This window comes from Achromobacter sp. MYb9, from assembly GCF_002975275.1.
In the GTDB taxonomy this organism is placed as follows: domain Bacteria; phylum Pseudomonadota; class Gammaproteobacteria; order Burkholderiales; family Burkholderiaceae_B; genus Achromobacter.
The window spans coordinates 59,083-72,233 of the sequence record NZ_PCOQ01000029.1 but is presented as its reverse complement, the minus strand read 5'-3'; the positions used below and the strand labels follow the sequence as shown (position 1 = coordinate 72,233).

The 13,151-nt window shown below is 61.4% G+C and carries 6 protein-coding genes and 1 riboswitch; of the genes, 2 read left to right on the top strand and 4 right to left on the bottom strand.

Annotation, left to right across the window (positions count from 1 at the left end):
- From CQ050_RS27375 to CQ050_RS27360, 4 genes are all read right to left on the bottom strand, one after another.
- On the bottom strand, positions 1-4,858 hold a 4,858-nt coding region (locus tag CQ050_RS27375; protein ID WP_105559979.1), incomplete at its 3' end, for a GNAT family N-acetyltransferase.
- A 263-nt stretch (positions 4,859-5,121) separates the two neighbouring features.
- The gene (fabD, locus tag CQ050_RS27370) at positions 5,122-7,419 is read right to left on the bottom strand and encodes an ACP S-malonyltransferase (RefSeq protein WP_105559978.1); all 2,298 of its coding nucleotides are present in this window, start codon (positions 7,417-7,419) and stop codon (positions 5,122-5,124) included.
- Between the two features lie 150 nt (positions 7,420-7,569).
- Entirely contained in the window at positions 7,570-8,472 is a 903-nt protein-coding gene (locus CQ050_RS27365; RefSeq protein ID WP_146121073.1) for a class I SAM-dependent methyltransferase, read from the bottom strand.
- Between the two features lie 583 nt (positions 8,473-9,055).
- Entirely contained in the window at positions 9,056-10,507 is a 1,452-nt protein-coding gene (locus tag CQ050_RS27360) for a sodium:solute symporter family protein (protein ID WP_105559976.1), read from the bottom strand.
- Positions 10,508-10,612: 105 nt separating this feature from the next.
- Positions 10,613-10,720, bottom strand: a riboswitch (TPP riboswitch).
- Between the two features lie 112 nt (positions 10,721-10,832).
- Here CQ050_RS27360 and CQ050_RS27355 point away from each other — a divergent pair.
- Complete coding sequence (locus CQ050_RS27355; RefSeq protein WP_105559986.1) at positions 10,833-11,615, top strand: 3-oxoacyl-ACP reductase; 783 nt, start codon at positions 10,833-10,835, stop codon at positions 11,613-11,615.
- 5 nt (positions 11,616-11,620) lie between these two features.
- Complete coding sequence (locus CQ050_RS27350) at positions 11,621-12,907, top strand: LLM class flavin-dependent oxidoreductase (protein ID WP_105559975.1); 1,287 nt, start codon at positions 11,621-11,623, stop codon at positions 12,905-12,907.
- Positions 12,908-13,151 lie beyond the last annotated feature (244 nt).

Here is a 13,151-nt window from a genome sequence, read left to right as displayed (position 1 = left end):
GGCTCACCGCGGCTCGCGCCCACTCCAGTTGCGCCACGCCCGGGACGACCCGCTGACCCAGCACGATGTGATCGCGCAGAACGAACTCCTCGCCCGTCAACCACGTGCTGTAACGCTGTTCGCTCAGATCCGAGGTATTGCGATGCACCAGCGGGTGCAGCACCGCTTCGCGCGCCGAGCCGGCCAGCGCGCCAGCCGTCCGAGCCCCCGCACCCGACCCGCTCTCCGGCACCCAATACCGCTCTTTCGCAAACGGATACGTCGGCAGACTCACCCGCGAAGGCCGTGATGGCCGTGATGGCCGCGACGGGCCATACAGCGCCGACCAATCGACAGCCATGCCTTGAACCCAAAGCTCACCGAGCGTGTCAAGCTCACCCCGAGCCACCCACTTGTTGACCGCTTCGTGCAACTCCCTTGCGACGGCAGCCAATACGCTCAGCGCCCCCTGATCGCGTTTCACCTCTCCGCGCCAGATCCCTTTAAGCCCCCCATTTCCAGCCAGGAACTGTGCCAACTTGTTCACGAGCTCATCGATCGAGCCGGCCGTCAGCGCCAAGCGATGCTCCATCGCGTCGCGCCCCACCTGCAGCGTGTAAGCAAGATCCTCCATGCTGACCTCATGGGTCCGCACATACGCCTGGAGCTGTTCCACTTGCGCACGCAGGCGCGCCTCGTCTCTTGCCGAGAGCACCACCAGCACCACGCGCCCCACCGGCACCTCAGCGCGCGCAGTCACTCGCGTCTGATGGGCCTCGAGGATGACATGGGCGTTCGTGCCGCTGAAACCGAAGCTGCTGACTCCGGCCACCATTCTGCCGCCCGGCCAAGGCTGCGCCTCGGCTGCCACCCTGACCGGCAAGCGATCCCAGGCCACATGCGGATTAGGCGTCTTGAAATGCAGGTGCCTCGGGATCAACCCATGTCGCATCGACAGGATGACCTTGATCAGTCCCGCAACGCCTGCCGCGGTTTCCAGATGCCCGATATTGGTCTTGACGGACCCCAGCAGCAGAGGCTGGTTGTCATCGCGACCCGCCCCCAGCGCCGCCGCCGCGGCATGCACCTCGATCGGGTCGCCCAGCTTCGTTCCCGTCCCATGCGCTTCCAGGTAGTTGACGTGGTGCGGCGCGACCCCGCTTCGTTTGATTGCCGCCTCGATGACGGCCTGCTGCGCCTTCTGATTCGGCGCCGTCAGACCTGCACTGGCGCCGTCCTGATTGATCGCGCTGCCACGAATGATCGCCCATATCGGATCGCCGTCCCGCTCGGCATCGGCCAAGCGCTTGAGCACCAGCACGCCGCAGCCTTCGCCCCGGACATAGCCATTCGCAGCGGCGTCGAATGTCTTGCACCGACCATCCGCAGACAACATCCCGGCGTTGCCGAACGCGGCAAAAGTCTCCGCATTGAGCAAAAGGTTGACACCGCCCGCAACGGCGACGCCGCACTCTCCCGCTCGCAGGCTTTCGCAGGCCAGGTGCGTGGCCACCAACGAGGAACTGCAGGCCGTATCCACCGACAGCGTGGGTCCGTGCCAATCGAAATAATAGGCAATGCGACCCGCCGTGATCGCGGCTGCATTACCCGTGGCGAAATGTGGATCCCGATCGTGGCCGCCCACCTGCTGGCGAAGCAGCAGTTCGTAGTCATGGCCCATCACACCGATGAATACGCCGGTGTCTGAACCTGCCATCCGCGCCGCAGAGAGGCCCGCTTCCTCCAATGCCGCCCACACCGCTTCCAACAGGAAGCGCTGTTGGGGGTCCATCAGCTCCGCTTCCCTCGGAGAGACTCGGAAGAACGACGCATCGAACTGATCGATGTCGGTGAGGAATCCACCGGACTTGCCCACGCGGTCGGCCAATGGATCCGTCGGCGCGCGCGGCCGGTCGGCTGCGGCACCCGGACGCCCTTCAACAGCATCCACCTCGCCCTTCAGCAGTTCCCAGAACTGTTCGGGAGTATTTGCTCCGCCCGGGAACCTGCAGCTTAATCCGATGACGGCAATCCGTTGATCCGCTTGCGCGTGCCGACGCTCGCCTTCTTCACTTGAACCCGTTGAATCGGCGACCAGCCCGTCAGACTTTCCCTCGTCAACGAAGGCGCCTTCAGTTTCCAATCGGACTTTCGGCTCCAGATGCTCGATGATCGACGCAGGGGTGCCGTATTGAAAGAAAATGGTTGAATCAAATTCAAGCCCGAACCGCTCATTGAGACGATGGCGCAGATCCAGCAGATCCAGCGACGTCAGTCCCATCGCCATCCATGGCGCCTCGTCCTGATAGGCCTCTGCCCGAGAGACGCCGAGCACTTGCTCAACCATTTCACGGACCTGGCGCTTGACCAACGCTGCCGCGCCGTCGTTCTTCGGGAGCGGTTTGAATGGATCGCGTGCGAACTCGGAGACGGATTCCGGCACGATTGGCGTCGGTGCCGGCGTGGCCTGCACCGGCGCGGGCTGCGCTTCGAGATGCTCAGTGAGCAACGCGGGGGTTCCGTATTGAAAGAAAATGGTTGAGTCGAACGCAATCCCAAACCGTTCATTGAGCCGATGCCGCAGATCCAGCAGGTCGAGCGACGTCAGTCCCATCGCCATCCAAGGCGCGTCGTTCTGATAAGCCCCTGCCCGGGCCGATCCCAACACCTGCTCAACCGTCTCTCGAACTTGGCGCCCGACCGCTATCCCAACCGACGGCATCTCGGGCGTCTTGGGTTTTTTTGGTATTTCCGTCGCGGCATTTCGGACATTGGGATATTCGATCAGAACACCCGCTCCCCCATTGGCCGTGTCTTCCGGACGGAACCCGGTTACGACCTGACGGATCTTTGCACCGTGCGCTTCATGGAAACACAGCACCGGCTCAATCAAACGACCGGCTTGATCCCGCTGCCGGATGTATTGCTCCATCGAAACCATGCCCGCTCGCGCGTAGTTTTGGCAACGGCTGACACCGACGAGTTTTTCAAAACCCTCGTACGTGGAAAAGTAGGCGAATGCGAAGTCGAGAATGTCATCGGCCAAGCCCGTACCCTGCATGTCCGGCGCAACGCAAAGACCCAGCAAATGCCCAACCGCACCGTCAGGATTATGGATACTGCCGAACCTCGCGTAGGGCGTATGCAGCAACTGCTCAATACTGTCTATCCGCTGAGAATACAGAGCGCCAATCACCCGATTGTCTTGTTCGACCACGATCTGCCCGAGCGGAAATTCAGTGATGCGTCGACGCAGTTCCGTTTCGGGTGCGGCCAGATTTTCCGGCCAGCAAGCTATATCCAGCTCTCGCAGCCGCTTTACGTCCCACTCGGACGGATGCCGCATCCGGTAGCGCCGTGCGACAAGCCTGTTCAAGGTAATACGTGTGAACGGCGCTGCCTGCGGAAAATGCCGGAAAGCAGCACGGTCGGGAAATAGCCCCGCTTCCGCTGCCGCCATCAGAAACATCGGCGCCTCGAACAACTGCTGTCCCGAGAAGGCATGGTAGGCATCGAAGTGCAACGCGCCGGTCCGATCCCGCAGCGTCCGCACCGTTGCCGGCTTCAGACAATGCACCTCCAGCATGGCCAGGCCATACTTGGACACCGCTTCGCGCCATAGCCCCAAATGCTCCACCAGGCTCTGCAGGGCGGTGGCAGGTTCGATGTGCTCGCCATCGCGGCCGACATACACGCCCGTCAGCGGTAGACCGCGCTTCCTGGCAACGGCCGCTTCGTTGTTCGGCGGCTGCGGATTCCGGTCATGATCCAGGAAAGATCGAATATGCAGGGTGTTTTCCGGATCGGCGATGCCGCGCGCCCCCAGGGCCCGGATCAGGCTTTTCGGATCGCCGATATCCCCGGCCACCAGAAGATGCGGCAAGCCGGCCAGCGTCCGCGACGTCGCTTCCAGCGCCCGCTCGTTGAAGTCCGCACCGATCAATTGCAAGGGGTAGCGGTCCAGCGCCTGGCCGCGTCGAGTCTGGCTTTGGATGGCTTCGTAGACATGGCGCAGCAGTGAACCGTCGCCGCATCCCATATCGCATATGTAGCGGGGTTGCGCCGCGATCGGCTCGCTGTCGAATACCTGCGTGATGAGCTGGCCGAGCGCCTCGAAGTAAATCTTGTGCTGAGACCCGCTGCCGGTCACGTTGAGCTCGCGCTCGACATGCCTTTCATGGCCCTGCCCATCACGGCGAAAGACGTCGCCAACACGCCCGAACAAGACCGCCTCAAGACCACACATCATCGGTCGATAGGAGACCACCGTACCGAGCGCCCCGCCACTTTCGACGAGATAACGGCCAGCGCCATTGAGCGCGAACCGTGCGCCTTGGGTACTGCCCCACCGACGCTGCTCGAAATAGCGATGCAGGGCGGCCAGGCTCGCAGCCGACACGGCATCCGGTTGAAAGGCCTCTTCCAGCACCGGGGCCCCGCCCAAGCGATGGATCTCGACCAGCAGCGGCGACAGCAAAGCACCATCCAGCATCCCGGCAAGCTGCGGTCCAACGCCCCTCCATCCGGCAATGGAGATATCCAGCCAGTCCTGCAGGATGGCCGCAGTCGACTCACGCAGGACATCCGGGACCCGCAGAGCGATCAGGGCATCCGTATTTGCCGGCATCTGCTTGACCGCATGGGCTGCCGGCGCTAACGCGTATCTGTCCGCCGATCTTTGCTCGAGCCACCCCAACTCCACCAGCAGCCGCAAAGCGACCCTCAGGTGACCACTGTTTGCTCCCGTTTCAGCGACCAATTCTTCTGCGCTCAAATCAGAACGATGGGCTAACAGCGAAAACACATCGTGCCTGCGGCATGCTTCGATGACCGGGACGGCGACAAATCCATCAGCAAGGCTATTAATCACGTCAAGCACAAGGATTTCCTTATACGGACTAACGCAGTTCAGTAGACAGGCTCAGTTCGGGCTTGATGACTCTGAGCAAAACAATGCTCCGCCTCGCCACGCAAAGGAGGCAGAATCGACGCTGCATTGATCGGGGGAGTGCTTTGTTCCGGCAGCAGATGCTTCAGGCTGTGGCTTCCAGGATGCCGGATGGTATTGATTCACGAGTTGCGAAAATTCGCCTGCGAAAAGCAGGGTTTCAGGGGAGAGACCCGATAAAAGAACGGCATGGCCTATCTCTGCATGCCGAGTATGCCGTCACGCAGATATTGCGCCGTCGCCTGCATCAGCGTAATGCCGATGGTCTCGACATGCCGCTTCGGCCAAGCCTCGAGCTCCGTGCCTTTAACCCATTGATTGAACGCACCAAGCGCCGGGCCGCATTGGACCTGGTAATTGACCAGATCCTCCGGCGAGCCACCAAACGCCAGGCGCGTCGCGTAGGCGAAATACCATCGGAATACCCGCGCCATGCGAATCTTCGGATTGGCCTGCGCCTGAGCGATGTCGTTCAGACGCCCGCTCGCCCGCATATGCTGCAGTGTCTCTTCCCACACATCGGCCAGACTGCGCTTGAAGTACCGGCGTTCCAATTGCGTGCGAATCGCCGCCGGAATGTCCTCCAGGCTTTCATGATGCGTGTAGAGCGCATGGAGCTTGTTGGCTCGCATCGGGAACAACAACCCCTTCTTGAGCACCTGCACCCGCCCGCCCAGTTCGAACATATCCCCAGCGGGGGCATAAGCCATGTCGTGAATGCCCGCCTGCTGCAACAAGGTCTTCACGGTCTCGGTAGCGCCCGATTCCACCGTGCATTGGTTGATAGAGCCGGTCAGAATAAAATCCGCGCCCATGGCAAAGGCCGCGGCCGCCGACGCCGGGGTGCCGATGCCACCGCCCAGCCCCACGCACAAAGGTTCCTCGTACGCATATCGCTCGCTCAGCATCCGGCCCAATTGCCGCATCGCCGGCAATAAAATGGTTGGAATGTGGCCATCCGTATGACCGCCCGAATCGGCCTCCGCGCAAATATCGTGACTCATGGGAAGCTCAGCGGCCATCTCCGCTTGTTCCGCAGTAATCGCCTTCTCTTTCAGCAGCGCATCGACGAGGTGAACCGGGGCCGGACTCATGAACGCCTCGGCCACTTCCAGCCGCGAGACCTTGGCCAGCACATGGTGCCTGCACCGCGCCTTACCATCGGTATCCCGGTACATCCCGCGAAGGCGAAACAGCACGAGCGCCGGCGTCATTTGCATGAATGCCGCTGCCTCGATGCGCGTCACGCCATACTTCAGGTATAGCTCGGCCGTGGCTCGTTCGAAGGCCGGATCATCATGAGCCGCCAGCAAGTTCAAGCCGTAGGCCTCGTGCGCCTGCAATTGGGACTGTATTGCCTGGATCGCCGTCTCGGTCTCCGGCAGACTCAATCCGCCAGCCCCCAGATATCCAATCATGCCGGCCTGCCCCATGCGGACGACCAAAGCGACAGAACTGGTGCCCCGGTACATCGCGCCGGCCACATAAGCGTATTTCAAGCCATGGCGTCGCCTGAACGCCGCGCTACCGAGCGACTGAGCCAGATTGTCAGGTCGCGGCGATACCTCTTCAGGTTCTACGGCGGCAACGGCAGCAATCGGAGGCGGCGCGGCCCTGACCTCGCGCAGAGGCGTTTCAGTCAGAAGAATTTCGTCGACCAATTTGCCGAGCACCGTCCCGCCTATTCGAGCGGGATCGCCGCCGACTTCATGATAGGTAAACTCGCCCAGCCCCATCAAATACCGAATGCTCTCGGTCCACAGTACGGGGCTGGCGATCTGCCTGGCCAGCAACGGCGCAACCTGGCCGGGCTCATAGGGGCGTGCCGTCGTATTGGCAATGACGGGCGTCTTCGGATCGGTCAGCGTAAAGTCTTGCAGGAAAGCAGCAAAGGCTTCCTGCGCCGGCCGCATGAAACGCGAGTGAAACGGCGCACTGACATTCAGCGGAACACACCTGGCGCCACGCGCGGATACGAGCGTCGCCACGGACTGGATCGCCGCAGCCTCTCCCGCGATCACCAACTGGGTCGGTGAATTGAAGTTGGCCAGGTCAACATGATCCAGGGCATTCTCGTGCAACAAGCTCTGCAACGCCTCGGCCCGCATTCCCAGCACGGCGGCCATTGTGCCGCCGCTGGCTTTGCCCATGAGCTCACCGCGTTTTTGAACCAGGCGCAGTCCTGTCTCGAAATCGAAGCAGCCAGCCGCTAGCAATGCCGAATATTCACCCAGGCTATGACCGGCCAGCGCGTCCGCAGTGCCCCCGTCTTCGTGCCAACGATAGTAAGACAGTGCATTGACCACATAGAGCGCCGGCTGTGTATAGGGCGTAAGCCGCAGCTGGTTATACGGGTCTCTCAGGCAGAGTTCTGCGATGGAATATCCAAGAATCTCCGAGGCGGCATCGGCCAAGCGAGGGTAGGACGCCCAAAGGTCTTTCCCCATCCCCTTGAATTGCGCACCCTGCCCCTGAAAAAGCAATACTCTCATCACGCATCCTATGTGCTACCTAAGAATCCATGCATGCCATCAAGTTTCTTGCTTACATTGTCAAAGCCATATATTTACGTCGGCCACAACAAAATCACATGGCTTGGCGCATGAGGCCAATACCACGTCAAATCTCTGTCTTTTTGAATGCTATCTGGCGGAGGTACGGCGGGCGCTCATGAAATGGCCGATGCCCGGCATCCGCAGGTTATCCGCACGATTCTCGAAATAGAGTTCCTGCATGCGTGCCGGAGAAAGATCTTCGACAGTGTCAAACCCCAGCCCCTTGACACGGCGCGTCAAATCCACAGGATCAAAGCCCGCCCTAAACGGCTCGCCTCTTTCCGCGCCCGTCTGCGTCAACATTTCCATCACCTGGCGATCGGCGGGATATACCAGCTCTGTTGTAACCGGGTACTCGAATACGACTTCGCTATCACATTCAAGCGACGTTATATTTTCAAGCGTTGCGAATATGGCTTCGTCACTGAGGTACCACACCACACCCAGCCACGAGAAGAATGTCGGCTTCGCAGGGTCGAATCCATTTTGCGTCAGCCTTTCGAAAAGCGATTCCTTCTCGAAATCAACCGACACGAAAGTCGCCAGATTCAACAGTTGAGGATCGACGTCCTTGAGCCGTGCGAGCTTCCACTGCTGCGTTGCGGGAAAGTCAACCTCGAAGACATGCAATTTATTTGCAACTTCGGCCAGACGATACGCGGAAGAGTCAAGGCCGGCGCCCAAGATGACGTATTGGGATATGCCTCGTTCGATTGCCTCGATCAGCCGCTGCTCCGCTATTCTGCTTCGCACGATAATCCCTGATCGAACGGCTTCCAGGATTGTCTTGACGGGAAGATTCGGAAATTTCGAAGAAAGATTCTGCTCCATGCCGGCCATGGCGGTATGAAACGTAGCCGAATCTGGAATGCCGCACAGCTTCAGAGCAAACTTATCGTCAAGTATTTTTGGCTCATCGTCCATCATGACATGCGCTGCGCGCATCATAGCGGCTAGATCAGCAGTAAAGCTTCGAGTTCCTGGCTGCAAGGACAAGCTCCCACCTGAAAGTTACGTGACGCCATCAAGAGAATTGATGCCACTTCGACAACCAAGAACTTAGATTATCTGACGACCAGTATAAGGCAGACACACATATTTTTTTTGAATTAAGTGATAAGATATTGCGAAAGTATCTTATTATTTCATCGCATTCACAGCGTGCACGGCAGGAGCATGAGATTAAGAAATAAAATGTTTCGTAATCTTTGTGATTTATAACAATAGCTAGAAGTAGCAACAATTACCGTGCAAGCATGACCAGGGGTAGGTTGATCGCTGCATTTCTCGGCGTGAAAAAACATTAACGCCATTGCTAGATGTTTCAACCCCGCCCCTTCCCAACGGGGCGGCCAGTCGCCAAGCCGTCATGGATTCATCGCGCAGCTGAACGATGTCGCGCCATATGACACCCACCAAATCAATCGATTTACGCGAAGTCATACGCCGCGCTGCTCCGCTTAGATAATCTTCGAACCTGAGTACTCCAGCGAGCGCCCGTTAAAATACGGAGCCGGTTCGTAATACTCGATTAATAATTCGATCAAGACCCGTATTTTGTGCATCACGCTCTCTACACCGCGTCGCGATCCAGCCTGCGCACGGCCGCGCTCAACGTCGCAAAATCGAATTCCTGGCGGCCGCGCCACGCCAGGCGCATCAGCACCGTCGTGACCACCGGAACAAACGCCGCCAGCAAGAACGATTCCAACAGGAACGTAGGCTTGTCGCCCGGCGCCGGGAAGAAGAACAGGCCCGCTGCCAACCCGGTGATGGTCGCGGTGGTCGCCGTCAGGCCATCATGCTTGCGGCTGAACAAACCGTAGAACACGGGAAAAGCAGCCGCCGAGCACAGCAGGTCGGCCAACAGGAACAGGTACAGCACGCTGTAACCCTGCGACGCCACGATCATGACCGGGATGGCCAGCAGCAGGACCGCCCAGCGGGCCAGCCGTTTCATGTCCATGCCGTCGGCGTTGGGCATCAGGCGGCGCATGTCGACCGCGACGATGCTGGAAACGGCGCTGATTGCCGTGTCGGCCGTGCTCATCACCAGCGACAAGCCCAAAGGGATCAGCGCGATCACGAACCACGCGGGCGCGTGCGGCATGATGACGCTGAACAGCGCGATCGAACTGTCGCCCGCCGGTGCCAGACCCACGAAGGCCAGGCCGAACAAGCCCATCAGGAAGATGAACGGCGCGGCCAGGATGCCGCCCAACAAGAAGCCGTTGCGCATCGAACGCGCGTCTTTCGCCGCATAGATGCGCTGCCAGTTGCCCTGGTGGAAGATGCCGGTCAGCAGGATTGCCACGAAGAAGGTCAGGCCCGCTTTCACGCCGCCCGGATCCGTCACGTCCAGCAACTGCGGTGCCTTGGCCTGCAGCGCCTCGATCGTGGGCAGCGCGCCGCCCGCGGCCTGCCAGCCCACCACGCACAAGATCACCAGCAAGGGCACGATGACCATCATCTGCACCTGATCCGTGAAAATCGACGAACGCAGGCCGCCGTAGGTGGTGTACAGCAGCGTCGTGCCCATCACGATGGCGGCGGTGGCCCACAGCGGCACCGGGGCCAGCATGGTGACCAGTTTGGCAATCGCGGTGACTTCGGCCGATAAGGCGATGAACAGGTAGAACAGCATGATGAAGAGCGCCAGCCCATACATCGGCCGTCCGTAGCGCGCCATCAGGAATTCGGTCAGCGTGTGCCCGTGCGGGATCAGTTCTCGCATGCGCCGGCCAAGCGGAATCATCACCAGACGCGGGGACATCGAACCCAGCGCATAGCCGATCACCGCCGCCAGGCCGCCCCACGTGGCCGCCTGCGCCGGCGAGAACAGGATCCATGCGCCCAGCGTGGATGCCATCAGCGTCAGGATCGTGCCGAACGCGCCCTGACTGTTGCGGGCCACGATGTAGTCTTCCAGGGTGCCGCGCTTGCGCCGTGTGTAGAGCACGCTGGCCAGCGCGAAGCCGCCAGAAAACAGCAACAGCCACATCAAGGCGGTGGATTGGGTCAACATGCGGAACGGCCCTCCCGCTACCGGCGGCAAGCCGGGCGCGCAACAGGGCGGCCCGCCCGGATGCCGGGGGGCCGCAAGATGGATGAAAGTCTAGGGAGGGCGCGCGAGTCGTGCGATGTCCTTCCCTTCGCCGGCATTACCCGGATCAGGTTCAAAGGGTTACCGCGACGACGCGGAATCTCAGCCCGAAACAGGGCTCCCCCAGGAATTGGCGCAAGGTTAGGAGAGCGAAGAGACAATGTCAACGGCGCATTGATTCATGCTAAGTTCGCCCGATTGCGGCACCGGTTTTGCGTGCCTGCCGATGGAATCGACGAGCCTCACCATGTCACCTGCACACTCCGCCCCCGCCCTGAACGAACAACTGATTCTTGTCACGGGCGGCGCCCGAGGCCTGGGCGCGCACATCGTCCGCGCCTTTCTTCGCGAAGGCGCGCGCGTGGTCATCAACTACTTGAATAGCGCCGATGCCGCCCAGGCGCTGGCGGCCACTGCGCCGGACCGCGCGCTGGCCGTCGCCGCCGACGTGCGCGACGCGCAGGCAGTTCAGGCCATGGTCGCACAGGCGCAAAGCCATTTCGGCATGCCGGTCACGACCGTCGTGAACAACGCCCTGCCCGCTTTCCAGTTCAATGGCGACGCCCGCCCGCACGCCGATACGCTGACCTGGGGCGATCTGAACCACCAGATCGAAGGCTGCGTGCGCGGCGCGCTGAACACCGTGCAGGCCACCCTGCCCGGCATGCGCGGCGCCGGCGTCGGCCGCATCATCAATATCGGCACCAACCTGGTCCAGAACCCGGTCGTGCCCTACCACGACTACACGGCCGCCAAAGCCGCGCTGCTGTCGTTCACCCGGACGCTGTCGCATGACCTCGGTCCGCACGGCATTACCGTCAACATGGTGTCGGGCGGCTTGCTGCGCACGACCGACGCGTCGGCGGCCACGCCCGAGGCGGTGTTCGACCTGATCGCCGCCAGCACGCCGCTGCGCACCGTCACCACGCCCGAGCAATTCGCCGACGCCGTGCTGTTCTTCGCCAGCCCGTGGTCGCGCAGCGTCACCGGCCAGAACCTGGTCGTGGACGGCGGCCTCGTCAAGAACTGACCGCCATGCTGCACCTGAACCTGTTCATCTTCGGCTGCGGCCACCATCGCGCCGCCTGGCGCCACCCGGATTCGGCCGCGGAACGACTGGGCGACATCCGCTATTACGAGGCACTGGCCCGCACCGCCGAACGTGGCAAGCTGGACGCGATCTTCTTCGCCGACGGCCAATCCACCGACAACATCGGCGACGGCCCGCGCTGGTACCTGGAACCACTGACTGCCATGGCCGCGATTGCGCGGGCCACCACCCGCATCGGCCTGATCAGCACGGTTTCCAGCACCTTCTTCACGCCCTTCCACGCCGCCCGCATGGTTGCGTCGCTGGACCACATTTCGGGCGGCCGCATGGGCTGGAACGTGGTGACCTCCATGTTCGACGCCGAAGCCCGCAACCATGGCTACGAGGCCATGCCGGGGCACGACTGGCGCTACGCCCGCGCCGAAGAGTTCGTGGACGTCGCGCTGCGCCTGTTCGACTCCTGGGAAGACGAGGCCCTGGCCGTCAACCGCGACGGCGTCTATGGCGTGCCCGAGCGCATCCACCCGATCCATCACCATGGCGACCATTTCCTGGTCGACGGCCCACTGACCGTCCCGCGTCCGCCCCAGGGGCATCCCGTCCTGTTCCAGGCGGGCGCTTCCGACCAAGGCCGCGACCTGGCCGCCCGGCGCGCCGAAGCCATTTATGCCGTGGCGTACGACCTGCCCGCCGCGCAAGCCTATTACCGCGACATCAAGCAACGCGTGCGCGCCGCGGGCCGCGACGCATTCGTCCCGATCATGCCGGGTCTGGTCACCTACGTTGGGTCGACCGACGCCGAAGCGCGCGCCAAGCAACGCGAACTTGATGAGCTGCTGCCCAGTGACGCGTCGCTTCGGCAATTGGGAACCTTCGTGCTACAGGACTGCAGCGGCTGGGAGCTTGACGCGCCGGTGCCGGCGCTTCCTTCCCTGTCCGATTTCAAGGGACCGAAGGGCCGGTACGCCACCATTCTTCGAATCATCGAGACCGAACAGCCCACTGTGCGCCAGTTGCTCGGGCGGCTGGCCGCTGGCGGGGGCCACTGCACGATGGTGGGCACGCCCGAGCGGATCGCGGATCAGATGGAAACCTGGTTCAGGAACGAGGGAGCGGACGGCTTCAACTTGATGCCGCCCGCGTTGCCCGGGGGCATCGACGACTTCGTCGATCAGGTCGTACCCGTCCTGCAGCGGCGCGGGCTGTTCCGCACGGAGTATGAACACAGCACGCTGCGCGGCCATCTGGGGCTGCAAAGGCCCGCCCGCTGACGGCGCGGCGTCCAATCACGGCCCCGAACGCATCGCCGCCTATGCGCATCCGCCCAGTGGCGCGATGCGCTTTTTTTAGGGCTGGTGAGCGCAGGCAACCCTATATGAATGCAATGCCGTCTCAGTCGCAACGAAATGATAGGCATACTTTATCAATTTGTACGCAACAAGCAGACATTATTTTCTTCAATAATATCAATGGCCAATCGTAGAATGACGAGGCAGCGGACGCGGACTTTTTGAA